Here is a 22,939-nt window from a genome sequence, read left to right as displayed (position 1 = left end):
TGGGCGACAGATCACGCATTAATTAAATTGTTGAAAATCTAATCAATAAATCCTGTGAGGAGAGGGGCAAAAGGCAAAAAAAAGAGCTGCCAATTGGCAGCTCTTAGGCTTATTTCTTTGGGAAGATTAACCTGCCGCGCTTTCGCGCAAGCTGGCTTTTAGCTTGTTGTACTCGTCAATCACATACTGCTCGGCAGCTTTCTGATCGGCGATCGGCTCGACACGTACGGCGCAGTATTTATACTCCGGCGTTTTAGTAATCGGGCTGAGGTTTTCAGTCACCAACTCGTTACAGGCACCAATCCACCACTGGTAAGTCATATAAACGGCACCTTTATTAGGACGCTCGCTTACATTCGCACGTGTGATGACTCGACCTTTACGTGAATTCACCCAGATTAGCGCTTCATCTTCGATACCCAAACGAGCGGCATCATCGATATGGATTTGCGCATAACCAGGTTCATCCGCAAGGGCTGCCAGTGCCGCACAGTTGCCGGTCATCGAACGGCAAGAGTAGTGGCCGACTTCGCGCACCGTTGAAAGCACCATCGGGTACTCTTCGGTGATTTTGTCGATTGGCGGTGCCCAGTCACAGGTAAAGAACTCACCCAGGCCGTTTTCGCGGTCGAACTTGCCGTCATACAGGAACGAGGTTCCCTGATCGCTTTCAGCAACATCGCGGCAAGGCCACTGGATATAACCCAGCTCGCCCATTTTCTCGTAGGTTGCCCCGTAGAAATCTGGGCACAGGCCGCGCAACTCATCCCAGATTTCCTGAGTGTTGTTGTAGCTCATTGGGTAACCCATACGGGTGGCGATTTCACTGATAATCTGCCAGTCCGTTTTCAGGTCCCACTTCGGCTCAACTGCTTTAAAGAAGCGCTGGAAGCCACGGTCAGCGGCGGTATAAACGCCTTCATGTTCACCCCAGGAGGTGGATGGCAAAATCACATCGGCCGCAGCCGCGGTTTTGGTCATGAAGATGTCTTGTACAATCACCAGTTCCATATCGGCAAACGCCTGACGAACAGCCGAAAGCTCGGCATCCGTTTGCAGCGGATCTTCACCCATAATGTAAGCGGCACGAACTTCGCCATGTGCGACACGGTGAGGGATCTCACTGATGCGATAGCCCGTATGAGCTGGCAGTGAAGGCACGCCCCATGCTTTGGCGAACTTCTCGCGACTCGCTTCATCTTTAACGTACTGGTAGCCAGGATAAGTATCCGGCAGCGCGCCCATATCGCAGGCACCCTGAACGTTGTTCTGACCACGAACCGGGTTAACACCAACGTTCGGTTTACCCAGGTTGCCGGTCATCAGCGCAAGGCTTGTCAGCGAGCGAACAGTTTCCACGCCCTGATAGAACTGGGTTACACCCATGCCCCACAGAATCGTGGCAGTTTTCGCATTAGCGTACATGCGTGCTGCACTGCGAATTTCTGCCGCAGTAACGCCAGTAATTTCTTCAACAGATTCAGGCGTGTAGCCAGCAACAATTTTGCGATACTCGTCGAAACCTTCAGTACGAGAAGCCACGAATGACTGGTCATACAGGTTTTCTTCGATAATCACATGCCCGATTGCGTTAAGCAGGGCGATGTTAGAACCATTTTTTAACTGCAAATGCATATCGGCGATGCGCGCGGTTTCAATTTTACGCGGATCGACAACAATGATTTGCGCCCCTTTTTGCTTGGCGCGAATTACGCGGTTAGCAACGATAGGGTGTGAATCTGCCGGGTTATACCCGAACACAAACACTAAATCGGTATCCTCAATCTCGACGATTGAGTTGCTCATAGCGCCGTTACCGACCGATTGGTGCAGACCTGCAACCGAAGGGCCGTGTCAAACGCGTGCGCAGCAATCGACGTTATTGGTACCAATAACGGCGCGCGCAAATTTCTGCATTACATAGTTAGTTTCGTTGCCTGTACCGCGGGAAGAACCCGTGGTCATGATGGCATCAGAGCCGTGCTTCGCTTTGATTTCGCTCAGGCGAGTACTGACGTAGTTCAGTGCTTCATCCCAGGAAACGTTTTCGAGTTTGCCGCCTTTCTGGCGACGAATCATCGGTGATTTGAGGCGCGGAGTGAGGATTTTAGTATCGTTAATAAAATCCCAGCCGTAGTAACCCTTCAGGCAAAGATCGCCCTGGTTGGTTTTACCTTGAGCCGCTTCCGCCTTGACGACTTTGCCGTTATCGACCACGAGGTTGATTTTGCAACCCGAGGCACAATAGGGGCAAACCGTGACGACTTTTTTCATCAGTGTTGCTCCAGTCATTATTACTTACTTGGAGGTCTATATGCATTATCTATGCCATATAGAAACAGGGGGTATTACGGGTATCTTACGGTGATAAAAGCAACAAAACGCTGACGAAAAACAGGTCATCGTCAAAAGTGACGTGTCGAGCAGGGGAGGGATTGTGACACTGGTTGAATTTTCAGCATGGGCATTTGTGTTTTTCGCGCCACTCCTTCAACAATCACCCACACTTATAATTTCCCAATGCATCCATCGCGGAGTACAACCATGAAACCTGCAATTTTGCTGGTGGATGATGACCAGGCAATCTGTGACGTGCTGCGAGAGGTACTTAATGAGCACGTTTTTGACGTGAGGGTTTGCCACACAGGGAATGAAGCGCTGAAAGTTGTTGCCCAGTTTCCAGAAATTGCGCTGGTATTGCTGGATATGATTTTGCCTGACATTAATGGGCTGCTGGTGTTGCAACAAATTCAGCGCCAACGTCCGGACCTGCCAGTGGTGATGCTGACGGGCCTGGGGAGTGAGTCTGATGTGGTCGTCGGGCTGGAAATGGGGGCCGATGATTACATCGCCAAGCCGTTTAATTCACGTGTTGTTGTGGCGCGAGTCAAAGCGGTGCTGCGCCGCTCTGGCGCGCTGGCGTTAGAAACGACAACCACCAAAACCTGCGGTCTGCATTTCAACGGCTGGCGACTGGATACCGAGCGCTGCCAGCTCTTTAACGCACAATCGGAGCAGGTTGATCTGACACAAGGGGAATACGGCTTACTGCTGGCGTTGATGCAGAATTCACGCAAAGTATTGTCGCGTGAAAGGTTGTTAGAACTGACCCACAGCGAAAGCCTCGAAGTCTTCGACAGAACGATTGATGTGCTGATTATGCGGCTCCGTAAAAAAATAGAGCCGAACCCGCATCAACCGGCATTAATCCGGACTATACGCGGTGTGGGATATGTATTTTCGGCCGATGTTATTCAGGCGGAGCATAATGCGGCTTAATACCCTCCATAGTTCAAGCCGCCTCTTTCTGGCTACGCTCCCTCACGCTCGGCACCATTCAGCCCATTCAGGGGCTTTTTTTGTCACTGCTGCCCGGCAATACCCTCATTCTCAAAGTCCGCTTTCAGAAATACTGACTACATAAACATGTAATAAAAAACAGTGTTGACATAGCAGGAAAAAAACGTAGATTAGAGTTTAACGGCGGTGTGATAGATATATTGCCGTTAGGTTTAAAAGTATTAAATACGTCAATGAAACATGAAGTGTAAGTAAAAATCGCGATGATGTAAGGCTTTGTTTTTCATGTGTTATGGGTTCGCGAAAGCATTGAACTGCAATGGTTTAAATATCGCGAAAGACGTAAAGCCACGCATCAAAAGTATATATCGCGAAATGGGGAATGTACGAGGTCAAATAAGTTTTCCTTGATCTTGTTTTAAACCGATAACGTAGGGGGGAATGATCGAAACCCGATATTATCTGTAAGAACTTGTGCATTTAAAGTAGTACCAAATAGCAGTAAAAATCCACTAAGTATCTTAATGTTAAATCCTAAGTTAGCAGCACCTTAAAAGCCCTGACTACTACAGTCAGGGCTTTTATCGTTTACGGCTCCTGAACGCCTGACATTGACCATAACGTCTTATTACATGCTCCAATAAAAAAGCCCGCGATAGCAGGCTATGTGTCTGTGGGGAGCATTCGTTCGCGGGCGGTGCGACCTGCACCGGTAAGCTGTGCACCAGAACGCGCTTTTAAATCGTCATCGATGCGGATGTTCAGAGTTGCCATATATGCGGCCCTCGTTGTGATTACATTTGTATACACATGGTGTAAGCAACAACGGAGTAAGAGGCAAATCCCCCCCCCACGCAAAGACCGCTTATTCGTTACTGTTACTGCAACATAATAGGGAAAGATGCCGCTATAAGGCTATTCGTACCACATCTCAAACTCCACGGTGGTGCTCGCTGTACCTACTTCGACATCTCCAACGTTTCGTGTGCGGATATAGCACGCTTTCATCGGAATTGTGTAGTTGCCACCGCTAGTGCTATAGCCTGTGAGAGCAGTTTTCGTGTTAAAGGTTACATTGTTGCCATTGTCGTACATTACCTGAATACCTAGACCTTTAGCTGTGGAACTGCTGTCCAGAGTAAGGTATTGGTTATTCCCGGTACCGACGAGGCTCACACCGGGTGCAGGCTTAAACAAGTAACTCACTTTGGTAATGCCGCTAGGGCAGTTATTAATCTTGAAATCAAAAGACTTGGTTGGACTGGTAGCATTCTTTATAAATATACCTCTATCGTGAGTGCCAAGATTGACCGGGAAATTCGGCGTTTCACAGGCATATGCTGTAATGTCGGCAGATCCATTCCAGTTCAATACATTATATCTGGCGCCACCAGCGGTGCTTGCTGTTGTATTCATCCAGGCTTCAACGGTAACAGGTATTGTATACGTGCCTGTTTGAATGGGACCAATGATATAGTACTGCATTTTTATATTAGTAATAAATGCATTCCCATTATAATTATCAGACCCAGGGTAATACCATTTCGTAAGGTCATTACCTACTACGACGGTCCCCTTAAAATCATCCCATACTTTGATACCAATTCCGGGCACATTCGTTTTGTAAACGTCAGGAATATCTGAAGGCTCTAGTGGCGCGCCAAATTTCAGATAGGTGTTTGCTGCTCCTCCTGTGCAGATCACGTGCACTGAGGATCCTGCGGAAATAGACATCACGGAACCTATTGGGCCTCGTGTTGTTATATCTCGCGGCATCTTGAAGGTTTGTTTTGGGCTTGTCACCGTGTAGCTAGAAGTTGAACTACTACAACCCGCCCAACTTATTGAGCTTAATGAAGACAGTCCCCAAAACATTATTAGTGTGGCTAACTGCTTTTTATTCATTTTTATCATCTCAATAAAAAATAGGGATATTAAATATCAACGGCGGTAATCAGCTTCATTTGTTTTAAAACCACCCAAATCGTCAATTGTGATAAATTCTATTTTTGATGCTGTGGATGCTACTGCGGTGTGGTGGCATTATTTGTCACACCGAGCGAGGTCTCAGAGTTCTCAACCGGGTAGAACAGCCGAGTACTGTGGATAAAAACACCCACCTGCGCTGAACTGAGAACCAGTAATTCAAGCATAATAGGGAAAGATGCCGCCATAAAGCTATTCATACCACATCTCAAACTCTGCCGTAGAGCTCGCAGTACCGACTTCTACATCTCCAACGTCGCGTGTGCGGATATAGCGCGCTTTCATAGGAATTGTGTAGCTACCACCGCTAGTGCTATAGCCTGTGAGAGCAGTTTTAGTGTTAAAGGGCACGTTGTTGCCATTTTCGTACAATACTTGAATGCCAAGCCCTTTGGCTGTGGAACTGCTATCCAGAGTAAGGTATTGGTTATTCCCGGTACCGACTATATTCACCCCTGGTGCAGGCTTAAATAAGTAACTCACTGTAGCAATGCCGGTCCCACAGTTATTAATTTTAAAATCAAAAGACTTGGTTGGACTGGTAGCGCTGCGTATAAATATACCTCTATCGATAGTGCCAAGATTGACATCGATATTCGGGGTTTCACAGGCGGCTGCTGTAACATCGGCAGTTCCACTCCAGTTCAATATGTTATATCGGGCCGCGCCGACAGTACTAGCACTCGCTGTCGTATTTGCCCAGGCTTCAACGATAATATTACTCGGAAATGAAACCGTACCCGTTTCAACAGGGCCAATGATGTAGTACTGCATTTTTATGCCAGTAAGCCAGGCTGTCCCACCATAACCGCTGCCAGTAGAGACGTTGTACCATTTTTGAAGATCATTGCTTACTACGAGAGTCCCTTGAAAATCATCCCATACTTTGATGCCGATTCCGGGCACATTCGTTTTGTAAACCCCGGGAGTATTTGAAGGCTCTAATAACGTACCAAATTTCAGATAGGTGTTTGTTGCTCCTCCTGTACATGTTATGACCACGCCAGGCCCATTACTGATAGACATTACGGTACCTATCGGGCCGAGCGCTTTATTGCGTGCAACGGTGATGGTTTGTTTCGGGCTCGTTATCGTGTAGTTAGAAGTTGAACTACTACAACCCGCCCAGCTCAATGAACTTAATGAAAACATCACAAAAAAAATCATAAGTGTGGCTAACTGCTTTTTATTCATTTTTATTATCTCAATAAAAACCGCAGGCATAGGAAATATCAACGCCGGTAATCAGCTTCATTTGTTTTAAAACCACCTAAATCGTCAATTGTGATAAACACTATTTTTGATGCCGCAGACGCTACAGGTTTATTAACAGGAAAAAGCTTTTTCCCTTTAGCCGGGCACATACCGTTATTGTTAACCTCAGCATTTTCAGCTTCATTTTTGAACCTGACATTGCTGATGGAGACGTTATATGCAGAGGGGTTTATACATTCGAGGTTAAAGCCGCTTCCATTCTGGATTAAACGCCAGGTCAGGGTGGCGGGCGCTCCGTCCGGTGAGCCAGTTAACCCCTTCGGGCGGAAAAAAATCTTTAAGCGGGAGCGCACGGAAAATTTCAAATAACTGTCTATCGTGTCTTTATTTACATTTGGTTTTGGCTGTATTTCTAATATGTTAAGCCAGAATACCGATTCGCGATCTTTTGGGACGTTACCGCCGGTGAAGACAATTCGCAGCGACTGCCCCTGGCCGGGATTTATGCGAAAAATGGGGGGGGTGACCACAAAAGGGACTGACACCGTTTCTGGGGAGGCATTGGAATCGCCGTCATCAATCCAGGACTGGATTAAACGGGGTGTGGTGGCATTATTTGTCATGCCGAGTGTGACTTCAGGAGAGTCTGCCGGGTAGATAACCCGCGTACTGTTGATAAGAATGCCAGCATGAGCAGAACTGATAAATAGTAATAAACCAAATAAGCCAATAGAATAAATATTCATAACTTTCTTCCCGGAAATTCATCCATAGCCAACCATCCTATGGAGGATAATTTAAGCGGTCAACAATTCAACCCGTGATAGAGAGTACTTGACTGTATTTGAGGTATAATCTTAATTATTAGTTGGTTGAATGTATTTTATTTATTTGATTTATATTTTGTATTCATTGATAAAACTCTGTAATTCTGCCAAGGGCTTAGCGCCATCAATTGCATTTGCACATAATAAATTTGCACGCGCGCAGGCGTGAGCTAATTTCAGGCTATCGACCAACGACCATTTTTCATGGCAGCCATATAATATTCCGGCACAGAAAGCATCACCCGCACCGACGCTGCCGATAATTTCCGTTTGAGTTAATCTGAATGACGGCACCCACACGCCTTCCATGCCTGGTTCAACACCCCAGGCACCTTCCGGACAGTGGATTACCACTCGTTGCCGAACGCCCGAATCCAGCAGCAAAGCCGCTGCCTGGGCGATATTTTCGATATGCGGATCGCCATTCGTACGGCGGATTTCCAACCCGCTAAATTCACCGGCTTCGAGTTCATTGATCACCAGGTAATCCAGCCAACGCAGGGCAGGGAGCACCATAGGACGATAGCGAGGGTCGCCCTGGCGGGAGACTAAATCAAGTGAGGTTTCATATCCCTGTTGCGCCATCTGCGCCAGCAAACGTGCGCTGCGCGTGCCGTATTCTGCATCCTCCATATCCAGGCTATCGAGCAGCAATAAATAACCGAGATGGAAGATTTTGAATGACGACTCAAGGCGGTCAAAGGCGGGTAAGTCGAGCAGGCGATTAGCACCTGGCGAGTGGAAAAAAGTGCGCTGCCCGCTCGGGTCGGTCATCACCTGAGACATTGATGTTGGCGCAAAAGTAGTACGGTGCACATGCTGGCGATTGACATGATACTGATCCAACATTGCCATAATGTAATCGCCGTCGTGGTCGTCACCCACCAGGCCTACTGCCTGAAGCGGCAGCCCGACATGCATTTTGGCTAAAGTCAGCAACACGTTTAACGGCGCACCGCCGGTCGATCGTTCGCTGTGAACGATTTCGGCAAGCCAACCACGCTGCGGCCACTGCACAATTTGATGCACATGGTCGACCAACATATTTCCGGCGGCAATAATCCCGCTGCGCTCTGTCATAACCTTTCCTTAAGAGCCTAACCCATTAGGCTATCTTATTTGTTCGTTTGGTCCTGGGCTGTGCTCAAAATCCTCACGTACTACGTGTACGCTGCGGTTTTTCCGCGCAGTCCGAGCCCAAACGATCTGCAACAATTACGCCTACTGGGATAGGCTCAAGCCTTGTCCGAACTGCCAAAAATCCGCATCTGTTGTGCAACGACATCCGTAATCGCCTCTTCAATGCCCAGCAATAACTCGGCGAATTCGTCATAAATGGCGTGACGTTGATTCATGCGCTGCTCAATGGCACCCAGCGCTGCCTGTGACATTCCGGTGTAGAAATTGATTTTGTGAATGCCAAGCGTGATCGCTTTTCTGAAATCTTCGTCACTAATGCCGGAACCGCCATGTAGCACCAGTGGTATGCCCGTTTGGCTACGAATCGCGGCCAGGCGGTCGAAATCGAGTTTCGGTTCGCCTTTATATTTCCCGTGCGCGTTACCGATGGCGACGGCCAGCGTGTCGATACCGGTTCTGTCGACAAAATCGCGTGCGACTGCCGGGTCGGTAAACTTGTTGCTATCGGCTTCGCCATACAATGCACCGCCTTCATCACCGCCCACTGCACCCAACTCAGCTTCAACCGAGACACCTACAGCGTGGCACATCTTCACCACTTCGCGGGTCTGGCGAATGTTCTCCTCATATTCAAGTGTAGAACCATCGAACATGACTGAGCTAAAACCGAGGCGTAAAGCGCGAACTACCGCTTCAAAGTGCAGGCCGTGGTCAAGATTGAGCACCACCGGAATATCGTGGCGAGCCGCTTCGAATTTGACGGCTTCGACCAGAGAATCCAGCGAGACATACTTAAAATGGACTTCGGCAATATTGATGATAAACGGTGAGTTTTCCTGCCTTGCCGCGGCAAAAAGGGCGCGCAGGAAGTGGCTGTCGAGAACGTTAAAAGCGCCGAGGGCATAGCCGTTTTTACGAGCGTGAGCCAGCCCATCCTTAAGTGATATCAAAGCCATAATAGTTTCCCCTGGTGTTGGAAAATAGGGTTGGAAATTAAAAGTGCTGGCGATATTCGTTGCACAGCAACTGCCGCGCAGGTGCGTCTTCAACGATGGAATTAAAGCGTTCCAGCGGTTTGAGAAAACGATTGTCGCGGTCGTCGTCATTGACCATCGACACTTCCCCAACAAGCACGTCGCCATACCCTGGCTCGCCCCAAAAACTGTGGTAAATACCGGGCACCAGACAAATGCTCTCGCCGGGTGAGAGACGCAGTTGGCTGCCCGCCGCGTGTGTCTGGCAGCAACCATCAATGCTGACCGTGACATCACTCTCTTCGGTCTGTTCGAACTGGTCAGAATTCCACAACTCGACAATTAAATTACCGCCGCCGCGATTGATAATGTCTTCGCGTTTGCGCCAGTGAAAATGCATCGGCGTGAGCTGCCCTTCGCGGACATGCATGATTTTTTCGGCATAAGTTTTGGCGTACGGTGTGCCGTCGGGCGAGCCGTTACGCAGCGTGAATAGCGTCAGCCCTTGAGCCAGAAAATCGTTGCCGCCGAAGGCCGTCACATCCCAACCGAGTTTCAAATCAAATACTTCCTGCCAGATTTGTTTATCGAGCTGCTGCCACTTTGTCAGGTCGTAAGAGGCGAAGGGAGGCAAATGCACGTCGTGCTGCATAAAGAAATGGTGCGTTTGAGACAGAATGTTATTCACTTCAGAACGTTTCATTTTGCAGTGTTTTCCTCACGCTGTTGTCTGATGACGCTGCGCTTATCAGACCTACAAATGAACGCTTTGTAGGTCGGATAAGGCGTTTGCGCCGCCATCCGACAAAAATGGCAGGCAGTAGCAAAAACTATTTCACCGTCCAACCCTTATACGTACCGATATTGTTTTTATCGATCATGGTTACCGGAATCAGCACCGGCTCTTTAGGTGCAGGTTTGCCTTGCAGAATGTCGTAGCCAATCTCCACCGCTTTTGCCGCCATCACCTGCGGGTCTTGGGCAGGCGTTGCCACAAACAGCGTATTCCCGCCGCGTTTCAGGGCTTCTTCGGCATCCGGGCTGCCATCCACGCCAACGATAAAGAACTCGTTACGCTGGGCTTGTTTTGCTGCCAGATCGGCACCGATCGCTGTCGGATCGTTTATCGCAAACACGCCGTCGATCTTCGGGTTTGCAGCAAGCAAAGACGTCATCACCTCAAGGCCACCTTCGCGGCTGCCTTTGGCATTCTGGTTAGAAGAAAGGACCTTGATATCCGGATGCTTTTTAAATTCGATCTGGCAGCCTTCGACACGGTTCTGCACCGCAGAAACTGGAGGTCCGTTGATGATCACCACATTGCCTTTGTTTTTCAGGCGATCCGCAATGTACTTACAGGCCATTTCACCCGCCTGAGTGTTGTTCGAGGTGATTGTTGCATCTGCACCTTCCGCTGCCACGTCAACCGCAACTACCACGATCCCGGCATCTTTCGCACGTTTCACTGCCGGGCCGATCCCTTTAGAGTCCGCCGCGTTCAGAATGATCATGTCCACTTTCGCGGCAATAAAGTTATCGATTTGCGACACCTGCTGGCCGAGATCGTAACCGCTGGAAACCAGCGTCACTTTCACGTTATCACCGGCAAGTTTACGGGCTTCAAGCTCGGCACCTTTGGTGATCTGCACGAAGAACGGGTTGGCGAGGTCGCCCACCGTTACCCCGATGGATTTCAGCTCTTTTGCCTGAACGAAAGGCGCTGCGGCAAGCATGAGAACAGTGGCTATTAGCTTCAAACGCATGGTGTTTTCCTCACATAGGGTAGAGTTTTGTTGTTATGCACTTTGATGGTGACGGGTACGGTATTTGTCGATCAGCACCGCAATGATGATCACCGCACCCTTGATCACCAGTTGCCAGAAATACGAAACGCCCATCAGCGTCATGCCATTGTTGAGCGTGGCGATAATCAGCGCGCCGACCAGCGTGCCGGTAATCGTGCCGATACCGCCGACGAAACTGGTGCCGCCGAGAATCACCGCGGCGATGGCATCCAGCTCATAACCCATCCCAAGGTTGCCGTTGGCGCTGTAGAGTCGCGAAGCACTCATCACGCCACCAAGCCCGGAAAGCAGCCCGCTCATGCCATAGACGAACAGCAACACCAGCCACACTTTGATGCCCGTCAGGCGTGCGGCCTGCATATTGCCGCCGACCGCGTAGATATGAACACCGAGCGTGGTGCGTCGCAGAATGAACCAGCAGACAACAATCACCGCCAGCGCTATCACGACCAGCCACGGAATCGGGCCAAGATACGAATTGCCTATCCATTCAAAATTGATATTGGAGTTAATCACCGTGGTGCCATCGGCCAGCAAATAGGCCGCTCCACGCAGCGCGGTATAAGTGCCGAGCGTGACGATAAACGGCGGTAGCCCGGCCCAGGCGACAAGCATGCCGTTAAACAGCCCAAGCCCGGTACCCATCATCAGCGCAGCAGGGATCGACAGCGATTCCCAACCCGGCATTAGCGAAACCACCATTGCGGTCACCGCCGTGGTGCCCAGAATCGAGCCCACGGAAAGGTCGATCCCACCGGTCAAAATAATGAACGTCATCCCGGCGGCGAGCACGATGTTGATCGATGACTGGCGGGCGATATTCAGCAGGTTAGATTCAGTAAAAAAGTTAGGCGTGATAAACCCAAAAACGGCGACGATCAGGATCAAAATCGGCAAAATCCCGACGGTTTGCATCAAATCACCAAACAGCGCTTTTTTCAGCGAGGCAGATTTGGCGACTTGCTGGGGAGTTGTGTGCGCCAGCGGCGTTTCTTTAGGTTGATTAGTTGCCATGTTGAACCACCTTTTTGTGGGCATCTTCAACGCCGGTTGCCAGCGTCATAATGTTCTCTTGCGTGATATCAGCGGCGTGCAACTCCCCGGCAATGCTGCCTTCGCGCATCACATACACCCGGTCGCTCATGCCGACCACTTCGGGCAATTCGCTGGAGATCATCAGGATCGCCACACCCTGTTTTGCCATCTGGCTCATGATCCGGTAGATCTCACTTTTCGCGCCGACATCCACACCACGCGTTGGCTCATCGAGGATCAAAATGCGTGGCCCGATCGCCACCCAGCGTGAGATCAAAAGTTTTTGCTGGTTGCCGCCGGACAAGCCCCCTGCGCGCACTTGTGCATGCGGCACGCGGATATTGAGCAAGCTGATGGCGTCGTCAGAAATGGTCTGGGCTTTTTTGCGATCCAGCCAGCCGTAGTGCGCGTCGCGCTCAAGTGTTGCCATGGTGATGTTGTCTTGCGCTGCCAGTTCGAGGAACAAGCCTTGCTCTTTGCGGTTCTCGGTCAGGAAACCGATACCGTGGCTAATCGCTTCACGAGGGGAGTGAATTTTTACGGGCAGCCCGTCGATTTCTATCGTGCCGCCGGTGGATTTACGCACGCCAAAAATCAGCTGTGCGAGTTCAGAACGCCCGGCACCGACTAGCCCCGCAAGGCCGACTATCTCGCCGGATTTCACCTGCAGGCTGACCGGCTGCACTTTTGCGCCGTCCGTCAGATGATGAACGTTCAGGCGCACGGCACCTTGTGGAATGTCGCGCTCTTTATTGAATAGATCGCTTAGCGGGCGGCCTACCATCATGCGTACCAGCTCGTTGGCATTAAGATGTTCGCGCGTCAGGCTGCCGACATATTGCCCGTCGCGCAGCACGCTCACGCGGTCAGAAAGCTCATACACTTCCGCCATGCGGTGACTGATATAGATAATCGCCATGCCCTCGTCGCGTAGCCGCATAATCAGCTCGAACAGGCGGTGAGTTTCACGTGAAGAGAGCGCTGCAGTGGGTTCATCCATCACTAAAATGCGGCTGTTGCGGTGTAGCGCACGAGCGATTTCTACCTGCTGCTGCTCGGCGATGGTCAGGCGCGAAACCAAATCGCTGGCCTTAAACTGCGCGCCGAGGCGGTCAATAACCGTCTGAGCCTGCATCACCATCTCTTTGCGCTTGACCAGACCACCGCGAGACAACTCGCTGCCAAGGAAAATATTTTCGGCAACGGTCAGATTCGGGGCCAGTTGCATCTCCTGGTAAATCAGCGTGATGCCCGCGTTGAGTGCGTCTTTTGGCCCCTTGATGCTGTACGGTTCACCGTTAATTAAAATCTCGCCGCTGGTGGCGATATAGGCACCAGCGAGGATTTTCATCAGCGTGCTTTTTCCCGCGCCGTTTTCCCCCATCAAGGCGTGTATTTCGCCAGGAAACACGGTTAAGTCGACACCTTTCAACGCATAAAACTTGCCGAATGACTTGGCAATATTGCGCATCTCCAGAATGGGAACGCTACTCATGGCGCGACTCCTGCAGGTAAGGTTTCGATTGCTGCCAGTCAATCACGCGCAGGTAAATGGAAGATGTCAGAACCCATTCATATTTGTCATGTTGGTGAAGAATTCATATGACTGCTTAACTCATTGAAACAAACCTGAATGGAGCCAAGCCATGCCTGCACCCCGCACGCCCTTTCTCACCAGCGCCCGTGGCCGCCTGCTCTCCTTTAACCTGCTGGTGGTGGCGGTGACGTTGATGGTGTGCGGCGTGGCAATTCTCGGCTTTAATCATGCCAGCCGTTTGCAGGAGCAGGTGCAGGGGCAAACGCTAAGTGATATGTCCGGCAGCATGGAGTTGGCGCGGGATACCGCGAATGTGGCGACAGCAGCGGTGCGCCTCACGCAGGTGGTTGGCGCGCTGGAATATCAGAGCGAAGCGCAGCGTTTGCAGCAAACACAGCAGGCACTCCAGAACTCGCTTAACCACCTGGCGCATGCACCACTCGCCAGCCGGGAACCGGAATTGGTGAAGCGCATTACCGAGCGCAGCAATGAACTGGAAAGCAGCGTCACACGGATGTTGGAGTTGGGTCATCGCCGCCATCTGGAGCGCAACGCGCTGCTTAGTGCGTTGTATCAAAACCAAAGTTACTTGCATCATATTCAGGATATTAATGCTCGTGACGGGCGGGCGACTCCGGAAGCGCGGCTGTTAACCGAAATGGATCGCTTGATCCTTATTGCCATTCAAACGCCTTCCCCAAAAGCCACGGTTGTGCAGCTTACCGAAGTCATGGCGCAACTCCCGGTACATGATGACTCGCCCTTAGTCGATGGAATATTGCAGGAGTTCGCGACTCATTTGCAGCAATTGTTGCCACTTTCCCAGCAGCTTGAAAACAGCGATTTAGGGATTTCCTGGTACATGTACCACATTAAAGCGCTGGTGGCGTTTTTGAACCGGGACATTAACCAGTACGTGCAAAAAGTGGCGCAGGAGTCCGTTAGCCGCACCAATCAAAGCCATAAAGAGCTGCAATCAATGATTGCCTTTATCGGCCTGTTTGCCTTGCTGGCGATAGTGATTACCGGATTTGCGGGTTGGTATATTTACCGCAATCTTGGCTCGAATTTGACGGCAATCTCCCATGCGATGACGCGCCTGGCGCGGGGTGAGCGCGATGTTAGCGTGCCAGCCTTACAGCGGCGCGATGAGTTGGGCGAACTGGCGCGAGCGTTTAACGTTTTTGCGAGAAACACCGCATCGCTGGAACACACATCGAAATTACTGAAAGAAAAAAGTACTCAACTGGAAACCACCTTCCACGCTATGCGCGATGGTTTTGCATTGTTTGATAACGACGGAATTCTGGTGGTGTGGAACCCGCAATACCCGTTGTTGCTGGGGTTGGCACCGGAACGCCTGCAACGTGGGCAGCATTATATGAGTCTGCTCAAACAGGTCACACCGCTTCAGGAACATATCCTTGAAAACCTTTTACGCCCACTACCCAAACCGCAGGAGCTGCGGCTTGCGGATAACCGCACCATCGAGCTGCGTTTTAGCCCGGTGCCTGGGCGCGGCATGGTGAACGTGGTGCTTGAACGTAGTGAGCGTAAAGCACTGGAAGAGGCGCTGGTTCACAGCCAAAAAATGAAAGCGGTGGGGCAGTTAACCGGCGGCCTGGCACATGATTTTAATAATCTGCTGGCGGTGATTATTGGCAGCCTTGAGCTGACATCTTCAGACTCCCCGGATGCCATACGTATTCAACGTGCCTTAAAAGCCGCCGAACGTGGGGCGCAACTGACTCAACGTTTACTGGCGTTTTCCCGTAAACAATCGCTGCACCCGCATGCGGTGTCGATGAAAAACCTGCTGGAAAACCTCGACCCGCTGATTCGCCATTCTTTGCCCGTGGCACTCACTCTTGAAATAGAAGCGCAGCACCCGGCGTGGCCTGCATGGATTGACGTTAACCAGCTGGAGAACGCGATTATTAACCTGGTGATGAATGCCCGCGATGCGATGGAAGGACAAAGCGGCACTATCAAAATCCGCACCTGGAATCAGCGCGTGGTGCGCTCGAGCGGGCGTAAGCAGGATATGGTAGCGCTGGAAGTTATCGACAGTGGTCATGGCATGTCGGCGGAAGTAAAAGCTCAAGTATTTGAACCGTTCTTCACCACCAAGCAGACGGGTAGCGGCAGTGGGTTGGGTTTATCAATGGTGTATGGTTTTGTGCGCCAGTCCGGCGGGCGAGTGCAAATTGAAAGTGCGCCGGGGCAGGGAACGTTGGTGCGTTTACAATTGCCGCGCGCACCAGCACAGGCGGTGAGTGAAACGTTACCCGAACCGCTGGCAGTGAACTCTGATGAAGACCAACTGGTTCTGGTGCTGGAAGATGAACACGATGTGCGCCAGACGTTGTGCGAGCAGTTGCATCAGCTGGGGTATTTGACGTTAGAAACCAGTGATAGCCAGCAGGCAATACAATTGCTGAAAGATGTGCCGGACATTCAGATTTTAATCAGTGATTTAATGCTGCCAGGGCCAATGAGTGGCGCTGATGTGGTACAGCATGCCCAGCAACATTATCCACACGTCACATGCCTATTAATCAGTGGACAGGATTTGCGCCGCAGCGGGCAGCAATTGCCGCAAGTCGAACTGTTGCGTAAACCGTTTAATCAGCAAAAACTGGCCCAGGCTTTACGGCGAGCACGGCATCAATAAAATTTTGTGTCAGGTTTGCAAATCAATGAAAAGGTCATCGTCAAACAATTGACTCCGGGTCCTGAAACAGACATTAATAGAAAGACCCCTTCCAGTATCCCAGGAGGAAGTGGGTGGGTTTAGGAATGCAACTTAGCCGCCTCATCAATTGATATGCACCTCATTGATCATCCTGTAGCAAGGACTTAGCCCCTCTGCAAAGAGGGGCTGACTTTGAAGCCTATCCCACCAGACTTTACCCATCTTTCCCCATGCCCGTCTGCTGAATCAGCATCAATGACACGCTATTAAACCAGCGATGCGCGAGACTCTGGCGTTTACTCTCAACAGAAATATCCGCGAGATTTTCCCGGTTAACCGCCGCCGCCGCTTTCCCGTCACCTTCAATGGATACGCGATACCAAACGCCCTGTGGACGCAAATCTTTTGCCTGCGCGGTTGGGTTTAATTGCACCGGGCCGCCGTGATCTTTAGCCAGCAACAAAGATGGCAGACGAGTGACGACATTGTGGTCGATAGAAACCACGCGCCCGATAAGCGGCTGCCACTCATCATTTTGATAAATTTTTGCCTGAGCCCCTACGCGTAAGCGCCCCAAATCTTCTTCACCTACCAGCGCTTTGACCCGCCAGCGATCGGCATTCACCAGCGTGGCAATGTGTGTGGCTGGGGAAATCCAGCTACCGGGTTGCAGCGAAATATCGCTATCTTCAATACGGCCACTGGAGGCTGCAACCAGTCTCAGACGCAGCAATTCATTATTGCCAGCACTTTGCTGGAGTGAATACTGGCGCGCCATTTGCTCTGCCAGAACCTGTTTTGCCGGGCCATCTTTATCAAGCCCTAACGCACCGCGCGCGCTGAACTCCCATGCACGGCGCATCTCCTCAGCTTTTCGCTGCGAGGTTTCTGGCAGTGGTGCAATTAGCTCGAACAGCGGTTGCCCGGCTTTCACTTCCTGCCCATCGGTGACAAGAATCTTCTCGAGGCGTGCACCGTACGGCGTATAAATCGGCTGTACAAAACCGGCTTCAATCACCCCAGGCAGATTCACTTTATTCGACCACGGCACAAAAATAACCAGCAGCGCGGCGATAGCAATCAGCAGCAATCTTCGGCGCTGGAAAGGCTGGCTTTCAGCACGCCGCGCCCAACAGTGTTTGATTTCTCGGATCATCGGTTGCACCACAAAAGTCACAATCTCTATCAAAAACAGAATCACACCCAACGCCTTAAAAAAGGCGTGATAGATAACGACCGCAATACCGATAAACAGCAGCAGGCGATAAATCCAGGTGGCGAAGGCAAATACCGTCAGAAAGCGGGCAAAGGCCGGGGTGACGTTGTCGGGTTTGGGATCGTTGATACCAAATAGATGCCAGCGCATCGCACGCTTTGCCCAGTTTCCAGCGCGTTCATGCAGCCCTGGAAAATCGAGCATGTCGCTCAGAATGTAATAACCGTCAAAACGCATAAACGGGCTGGCGTTAACCACGACAGTCATAATCCAGGCGGTGGTCGCGAGGAAAAATAACGCGTTTTTGACGCTGCCTTCAGGTGCAAATGACCACAGCAAAGTGGCCCATGCAGCCAGAATTAATTCTGAGGCAATTCCGGCGACGGCAATTTTTAAACGGTCGCGCGAACGGATGAGCTTCCAGCTTTCACCGGTGTCGGTGTAGGCCATAGGCAACATCACCAGCAGCGCAACCCCCATGTGGCCAACCCGCACACCGTGCTTAGTGGCGGTGAGTGCGTGGCCCATTTCATGCCAGCATTTGGAAAACACCAGAGCGATAGCGAAGGCCACCGCGCCATGCCAGTTCACCGAGTTATGCAAGGTCGCAACCACGGTGTCCCACTGGCGAGCGGCGAGCACAATGCCGGTAATCGCGACAAACAGCGTTAACCACAGGAAGGTTTTGCTAAACAGCGGCTTTAACCACGGCAGCGCTTTACGCAGGGCTTTTTCCGGGTGAACCAGCGGAATGCGGATAAACAAATAGCTATGTAACAACCACTTCCAGGCAGAGGATGCCGGGCGATAGCGGGCGCTACGTAGCAACTGTTGTTGTTGTAAAAACAGCACAAAAGCTTTGATATCTTCTTCATCGACATTCAGCGTGGTTTGCTGATTAATCGCCTGCGCTATTTTCCCGGCATCCGCCAGTTGCCAGCGCTTGAGAATTTCGATTTCCAGCCAGCCAAGGCGAAAAAACAGATTACGCACGGGATCAGCCAGATGCCATGCTGGAGAACCGTCGCGGTTGGTACCAGCGCTGTTAAGTCGCAGTTCATCACGTAGCGCAGGCCAGGCTGGGGCCGTTGCAGCACCGGGTATCACCATCCGCTCCCGGCACGTAACGTGGCAATAGGGCGACGTAGTAACAAGTAACCGAGCATTGCCCAATCACCCGTTACGCGTGCCGTTCCCTGCAAGCCAATACGTGCAACAGCAGGTTTACCTTCCAGCGTGCCGCGCAGCATATAACTGGCAACACCGTTTGGTGCTTCCACCGTTTGATAACCCGCGTATCCCAGTTTTGCGTCCAGTGAATCAAGGGGGGCGACTTTCAAAAAGATTTTCATCGGTGCGCCATGCTTCAGGTTAGTGGACTCACTTACCGGGGCCCAGGCGCGAACGCCGAGATTATCTGGGTCTGCCAGCAAGCCAATTCGCTCACCGGTTTGCACCGGGCGACCAGCCCAGTCGTCCGGGTCAGAATAGACAAATACGCCGTTATCAGGAGCACGAATGGTCAGCTTTTCGAGGTCGCGGGTTATCGATTCAACTTCAACTTTTTTCTCGCGCCATTTGCCTTCGGCCATTGCCAGTTCTGACTTGGCCTGTTGGTCTTCAATCGCCTGTTGTGAAGCCTGATGCAACGTGGTTTCAGTGGTTTCCAACTCCGCCTGTGCCACCGCCAGGCGGTTATGCAACGTGGTGTCATCGAGCGTTGCCAGCACCTGGCCTTTCACCACATCGCTGTTTGGCAGCACGACCATGCGTTTAATCACACCGGAATCAGGGGCGGCAATCACTTCACTGTGTAGCGAGATAATTTCGGCAGGCACCAGTGTGTATTCACGCACCGGAATACATAGCACCAGTAACACCGCCAGCACGATATAACCGAGACGACGCCCGGTATTGCGCTGCCAGAATTGCCTGAAACGCGATGGTTGTGCCGTTAAAGCCCACCATGCATAACCGTACAACCCGCTGAGTTGCAGCAGAGTAAACTCCGGGGATGTTGGTGCGAGCGTTGTTGGCCACGGGTCGTCACGGCCCAAAAACCATAGCGCGTGAATCTCTCCGTCGGCACCGGTTAATGGCAACACCCAAACATTTGCGGGCAACCATTCATCCCACTGCGGGGCGAGGGTTTCGCTGAGTTGCGCGGGTGAAAGTGCCAGCACGCGAGCTTCTGGCGGTAGTGCCCGGCAATGTGGCGCAATCTCTTTTGCTACGTCAGAAAGCCATAAGGCATACGGGGTATTATTGTCGGTATCACTAAGCCCTGAATGAGCGACCAGTTTTGCGCGGTTGGATGAGGTGAGAGACAACAGCGCCGCCTGGCGGTAATCCACCAGTTGGCGTGTTTCGTTACATATAGCGAAGCCTAACTCGGCGGAGTTGCTTATCGCTTCTACCCGGGCTGCTAGCTGGTAGAAGGCTGTACTGGACATCACGAATTTGCAGCTCCGCTTTTCAGGCAACGGTTTTCATCAGGTGGGCAGATAGCAACGGCTTGCCCGCTCATACCTGGCAACACGTCATCGGTTTTTTCCGGGAAGCGAGTTTCAATTTCGATAGTCTGGCTAACCGCATCGACTTTGCCGCTGATATTCGTCACGGTGAGCGGGTATTGCTTGCCGGTTTCACCCACGGAGGCATTAAGCTGCGAACCAATTTTCAACCATGCGACCCAGTTTGAAGGCACGTTTAAACGCGCGCGCAACGTGCCGCTGCCGACCAGGTCAATCACAGGCGCACCAGCACCAATCCCCTGGCCTTCTTTGACGTAGATTTTGGCTACACGACCATTGAACGGTGCCACAAAGCGACACTGCGCCAGTTGGGCGTCAAAAATGCCGACCTGACCTTTGGTACGGTTGACTTCAGAGGCGGCTAAACCCACTTCAAGTGCAGCAGCTGATTGTAATCCCTGCAGTTTTGCTTTGGCTTCATAGCGCAGTTGAGCTGCGTGAAACTCCGCTTCGGCGGCGTTTTTACGCGCCACTAAATCGCTACAATCCATGCTCGCCAGCACTTTGCCCTGGGTAACGGGGTCGCCCAGTTGCACATTGATTTTCGCCATTCGCCCAGGCACCACGCTTGAAAGTGGGCTTTCGCGGTTGGCGAGTACCAGGAAGCGCACCGTGGTACTGCCTTGCGCGGCAGGTGTTTTTACCTCAGCAGGAGCCGCAAAAACAGGATTGGCGGCAAAGGCTGGCACAGAAAAACAGGCTAGCGAGAGTAGTAGAGCAGATGTGCTCTTTTTATTGTTATTCATACACAGCCTCATGGCGTCGCAGTCAGAACAGGGGTTGCCCCTGCAAGTCTTTGTAAATCAGTGGTAATAGATAATGTAGCTGCTTCGGCAAGCGCGCTGATGGAGCGTGTACTGGTTTCGTTTGGCAGATAGCTTGTGTACTGGCGAGTCAGCACTTCAGCGCCGTCTGCATCTATCACCCGCATAGTCCACACACCTTTACGTGTGCCGTTGCTGGCACCAATGTTGAAGCCCATTTGCAAGGTGAGGCTTTTCGGTGACGGCTCAAGTGACAGGTGGTTGGCTTCAATCACCCGGCCAACGGATTGCGAAACGGTGGCACGTGAAACGCCAGATGGCAGGCGCGTGATCTGCACAGATATCGGGTGTTTTTCCACGACAATACCGGCAGTACGAGCAAATACGCTGCTCTCTTGTTGGCGCAAGCTGGTGGCAATTTGTCGCGATAAGCTGGCAACATCGGTTTGATTAACCTGATCTGGCAGTAAATCGATACCCACAGAGTTCAGCACTCGGCCATAGGCGGCCTGTGCTTCGGCATACGATGAAGCTTCCTGGAAGCGTGAAACAATCGAGCGTGCCTGAGTACGCAATGTTTCCAGGTCACTGGTCAGTGAGTTATCAGAACCTGCGCGAGAAATACTCGCCAGACGCTGGTCGACTTGCGCCGATTGTTCGGCAATCTGGAAGTCATAAGAGGCGAGCTTGTAGCGTTCGGTAGCGACACGAACTTGCGTCAGAACCGCCATGCTCAGCGCCATACGGCGTGCATCATCGGTTTGTGCGCGAGCATCGTTGGCGGTACTGATTGCCGGAATACTCAGCAGCTTAAACAGGTTCATCGAGACACCGACGCCGCCTTCAATCCAGTTGTTGTTGTAGAGATATTGGTTGGAGTCGTAATTCAACCCAGCGAACAGATTCAGGCTCGGGAATAACGAGGCGATTTGGCGCTTGGTTTCATAGCTGTCGATGCGCGTTTTGTAATCTTCCTCACGCAGTTCCGGGCGACGCTCCAGTGCCATTTGCTCAAGCTTATCGATGTTGGTCGGAGGGGGTGCCAGCGGTGTTGGTGTGTCTTGCAACACTAGCGGTGTTCCCGGCGGCAGGTTGATAAGCGCGGTCAGCTCGCTTTTTGCCAATTCCATTTGCTGACGTTTTTGGTTCAGCAAGGTCATGGCATCAAGCAGGGCGCGCTGATATTCCAGCCCTTCAATTGGCGGCAAGATACCAGCCTGTTCTGCTTCACGGGTTTTATCCAGCGCCTGGGCAATTTGCTCGGCCAGCGGTTGGGTTTCGTCGAGCAAACGCTGCGCGCCTAATGCACGCCAGTAGGCATCACGTACTTCCTGGACAATGTTTTGCAGCACTTTACGGCGACGTTCTTCCGCAATATTGACTTCATCGGCCTGTTGTTTGGCGCGGTAATAACTCATACCGAAATCGAGAAGATCCCAGGAGAATGTCGCGCTGGAAAGATAGTGTTCGCGTTCCTCCGACGTAGAAGGGCGCAAGCTGACGAGCCCGTCATCGATACCGATACTGGTGCCGCCTGAATCGTTATCACGCCAGCGATAGCCAGCATCTGCCATCAGCTTTGGCAGCATGTCTTGTTGCGAGACATCCAACAAACTGCGCGACAACGCCGTTTCCATCATTTTCAGACGGTAGTCGAGGTTATATTTCAACGCTCGCGCCATGGCATCGGACAACGTCATCGGGCCGCTTAGGGATTCTTGCCCACGGTACATTTCTGCCCGGTCACGATTCACTCGCGCGGTTATCTCATCCTGAGTTAACGGTTCCGGTTTAATGGTGCCACAGCCAGCCAAAATCAGTACCGCAATCAACCCAGCAACAGGTTTGATTAACGGCACGCCACGTTTTTTATATTGCGCCACAACATATGCGTTCATTATTTTTTTCCAT

Annotated in this window: 17 protein-coding genes; 2 read left to right on the top strand and 15 right to left on the bottom strand. The window is 51.5% G+C overall.

Annotation, left to right across the window (positions count from 1 at the left end):
• Positions 1-126 precede the first annotated feature (126 nt).
• Positions 127-2,274: a formate dehydrogenase subunit alpha gene (gene fdhF / locus LVQ77_RS14260; protein ID WP_232865383.1), complete on the bottom strand. Its 2,148-nt coding sequence runs from the start codon at positions 2,272-2,274 to the stop codon at positions 127-129.
• A gap of 270 nt (positions 2,275-2,544) precedes the next feature.
• On the opposite strand from fdhF, the gene LVQ77_RS14255 reads away from it, so the two are divergent.
• Positions 2,545-3,279, top strand: a complete 735-nt coding sequence (locus LVQ77_RS14255; protein WP_232904735.1) for a response regulator transcription factor — start codon at positions 2,545-2,547, stop codon at positions 3,277-3,279.
• A gap of 936 nt (positions 3,280-4,215) precedes the next feature.
• Here the strand turns inward: LVQ77_RS14255 and LVQ77_RS14250 are convergent.
• The 10 genes from LVQ77_RS14250 to LVQ77_RS14205 form a co-directional block, all read right to left on the bottom strand.
• A complete protein-coding gene (locus tag LVQ77_RS14250; protein WP_232904734.1) occupies positions 4,216-5,034 on the bottom strand; it encodes a fimbrial protein in 819 nt (272 codons plus the stop codon).
• Between the two features lie 290 nt (positions 5,035-5,324).
• Positions 5,325-5,486: a fimbrial biogenesis chaperone gene (locus tag LVQ77_RS14245; protein WP_232865386.1), complete on the bottom strand. Its 162-nt coding sequence runs from the start codon at positions 5,484-5,486 to the stop codon at positions 5,325-5,327.
• Complete coding sequence (locus LVQ77_RS14240) at positions 5,479-6,480, bottom strand: fimbrial protein (protein ID WP_232865387.1); 1,002 nt, start codon at positions 6,478-6,480, stop codon at positions 5,479-5,481. Before LVQ77_RS14240 ends, LVQ77_RS14245 begins: the two co-directional genes overlap by 8 nt.
• 38 nt (positions 6,481-6,518) lie before the next feature.
• A complete protein-coding gene (locus LVQ77_RS14235) occupies positions 6,519-7,247 on the bottom strand; it encodes a fimbrial biogenesis chaperone (RefSeq protein ID WP_232865388.1) in 729 nt (242 codons plus the stop codon).
• A gap of 150 nt (positions 7,248-7,397) precedes the next feature.
• Positions 7,398-8,408, bottom strand: coding sequence for a carbohydrate kinase family protein (locus LVQ77_RS14230; protein WP_232904733.1), 1,011 nt, complete (start codon positions 8,406-8,408; stop codon positions 7,398-7,400).
• A gap of 155 nt (positions 8,409-8,563) precedes the next feature.
• Positions 8,564-9,424: a ketose 1,6-bisphosphate aldolase gene (locus LVQ77_RS14225; RefSeq protein WP_232904732.1), complete on the bottom strand. Its 861-nt coding sequence runs from the start codon at positions 9,422-9,424 to the stop codon at positions 8,564-8,566.
• A gap of 37 nt (positions 9,425-9,461) precedes the next feature.
• On the bottom strand, positions 9,462-10,145 hold the full coding sequence (locus LVQ77_RS14220) for a D-lyxose/D-mannose isomerase (protein ID WP_232904731.1): 684 nt from the start codon (positions 10,143-10,145) through the stop codon (positions 9,462-9,464).
• 127 nt (positions 10,146-10,272) lie between these two features.
• The gene (locus LVQ77_RS14215; protein WP_232904730.1) at positions 10,273-11,205 is read right to left on the bottom strand and encodes an ABC transporter substrate-binding protein; all 933 of its coding nucleotides are present in this window, start codon (positions 11,203-11,205) and stop codon (positions 10,273-10,275) included.
• Positions 11,206-11,238: 33 nt separating this feature from the next.
• On the bottom strand, positions 11,239-12,261 hold the full coding sequence (locus LVQ77_RS14210) for an ABC transporter permease subunit (RefSeq protein ID WP_051880616.1): 1,023 nt from the start codon (positions 12,259-12,261) through the stop codon (positions 11,239-11,241).
• On the bottom strand, positions 12,251-13,777 hold the full coding sequence (locus tag LVQ77_RS14205) for a sugar ABC transporter ATP-binding protein (protein WP_232904729.1): 1,527 nt from the start codon (positions 13,775-13,777) through the stop codon (positions 12,251-12,253). The genes LVQ77_RS14210 and LVQ77_RS14205 overlap by 11 nt, the downstream gene beginning before the upstream one ends.
• 151 nt (positions 13,778-13,928) lie before the next feature.
• Here LVQ77_RS14205 and LVQ77_RS14200 point away from each other — a divergent pair, with 151 nt between their 5' ends.
• Complete coding sequence (locus tag LVQ77_RS14200) at positions 13,929-16,493, top strand: ATP-binding protein (protein ID WP_232904728.1); 2,565 nt, start codon at positions 13,929-13,931, stop codon at positions 16,491-16,493.
• 235 nt (positions 16,494-16,728) lie between these two features.
• Here LVQ77_RS14200 and LVQ77_RS14195 read toward each other — a convergent pair whose 3' ends face one another.
• Genes LVQ77_RS14195 through LVQ77_RS14180 form a run of 4 tightly spaced genes read right to left on the bottom strand, consistent with a single transcriptional unit; the run spans position 16,729 to position 22,926 of the window.
• Positions 16,729-18,840, bottom strand: a complete 2,112-nt coding sequence (locus LVQ77_RS14195; RefSeq protein ID WP_232904727.1) for a site-2 protease family protein — start codon at positions 18,838-18,840, stop codon at positions 16,729-16,731.
• Entirely contained in the window at positions 18,834-20,183 is a 1,350-nt protein-coding gene (locus LVQ77_RS14190; RefSeq protein ID WP_232904769.1) for an efflux RND transporter periplasmic adaptor subunit, read from the bottom strand. The genes LVQ77_RS14195 and LVQ77_RS14190 overlap by 7 nt, the downstream gene beginning before the upstream one ends.
• Positions 20,183-21,010 (bottom strand): efflux RND transporter periplasmic adaptor subunit, encoded by an 828-nt coding sequence (locus LVQ77_RS14185; RefSeq protein WP_232865396.1) that lies wholly within the window; start codon positions 21,008-21,010, stop codon positions 20,183-20,185. The genes LVQ77_RS14190 and LVQ77_RS14185 overlap by 1 nt, the downstream gene beginning before the upstream one ends.
• 8 nt (positions 21,011-21,018) lie before the next feature.
• On the bottom strand, positions 21,019-22,926 hold the full coding sequence (locus tag LVQ77_RS14180; RefSeq protein ID WP_232904726.1) for a TolC family protein: 1,908 nt from the start codon (positions 22,924-22,926) through the stop codon (positions 21,019-21,021).
• Between the last annotated feature and the right edge of the window lie 13 nt (positions 22,927-22,939).

Source organism: Buttiauxella cochleicola (assembly GCF_021282435.1).
GTDB classification, from domain to species: domain Bacteria; phylum Pseudomonadota; class Gammaproteobacteria; order Enterobacterales; family Enterobacteriaceae; genus Buttiauxella; species Buttiauxella massiliensis.
Note: the sequence above shows the minus strand (reverse complement) of the source record. Positions and strands in the feature narration are given on the sequence as shown.

What these genes read in the sequence shown, in the direction of transcription:
- LVQ77_RS14180 (WP_232904726.1), bottom strand. Translation starts at nt 22,926, where the DNA reads ATGAACGCATATGTTGTGGCGCAATATAAAAAACGTGGCGTGCCGTTA.
- LVQ77_RS14225 (WP_232904732.1), bottom strand. Translation starts at nt 9,424, where the DNA reads ATGGCTTTGATATCACTTAAGGATGGGCTGGCTCACGCTCGTAAAAAC.
- LVQ77_RS14215 (WP_232904730.1), bottom strand. Translation starts at nt 11,205, where the DNA reads ATGCGTTTGAAGCTAATAGCCACTGTTCTCATGCTTGCCGCAGCGCCT.
- LVQ77_RS14245 (WP_232865386.1), bottom strand. Translation starts at nt 5,486, where the DNA reads ATGAATAGCTTTATGGCGGCATCTTTCCCTATTATGCTTGAATTACTG.
- LVQ77_RS14240 (WP_232865387.1), bottom strand. Translation starts at nt 6,480, where the DNA reads ATGAATAAAAAGCAGTTAGCCACACTTATGATTTTTTTTGTGATGTTT.
- LVQ77_RS14205 (WP_232904729.1), bottom strand. Translation starts at nt 13,777, where the DNA reads ATGAGTAGCGTTCCCATTCTGGAGATGCGCAATATTGCCAAGTCATTC.
- LVQ77_RS14190 (WP_232904769.1), bottom strand. Translation starts at nt 20,183, where the DNA reads ATGTCCAGTACAGCCTTCTACCAGCTAGCAGCCCGGGTAGAAGCGATA.
- LVQ77_RS14220 (WP_232904731.1), bottom strand. Translation starts at nt 10,145, where the DNA reads ATGAAACGTTCTGAAGTGAATAACATTCTGTCTCAAACGCACCATTTC.
- LVQ77_RS14250 (WP_232904734.1), bottom strand. Translation starts at nt 5,034, where the DNA reads ATGTCTATTTCCGCAGGATCCTCAGTGCACGTGATCTGCACAGGAGGA.
- LVQ77_RS14235 (WP_232865388.1), bottom strand. Translation starts at nt 7,247, where the DNA reads ATGAATATTTATTCTATTGGCTTATTTGGTTTATTACTATTTATCAGT.
- LVQ77_RS14255 (WP_232904735.1), top strand. Translation starts at nt 2,545, where the DNA reads ATGAAACCTGCAATTTTGCTGGTGGATGATGACCAGGCAATCTGTGAC.
- LVQ77_RS14210 (WP_051880616.1), bottom strand. Translation starts at nt 12,261, where the DNA reads ATGGCAACTAATCAACCTAAAGAAACGCCGCTGGCGCACACAACTCCC.
- LVQ77_RS14195 (WP_232904727.1), bottom strand. Translation starts at nt 18,840, where the DNA reads ATGGTGATACCCGGTGCTGCAACGGCCCCAGCCTGGCCTGCGCTACGT.
- LVQ77_RS14200 (WP_232904728.1), top strand. Translation starts at nt 13,929, where the DNA reads ATGCCTGCACCCCGCACGCCCTTTCTCACCAGCGCCCGTGGCCGCCTG.
- LVQ77_RS14230 (WP_232904733.1), bottom strand. Translation starts at nt 8,408, where the DNA reads ATGACAGAGCGCAGCGGGATTATTGCCGCCGGAAATATGTTGGTCGAC.
- LVQ77_RS14185 (WP_232865396.1), bottom strand. Translation starts at nt 21,010, where the DNA reads ATGAATAACAATAAAAAGAGCACATCTGCTCTACTACTCTCGCTAGCC.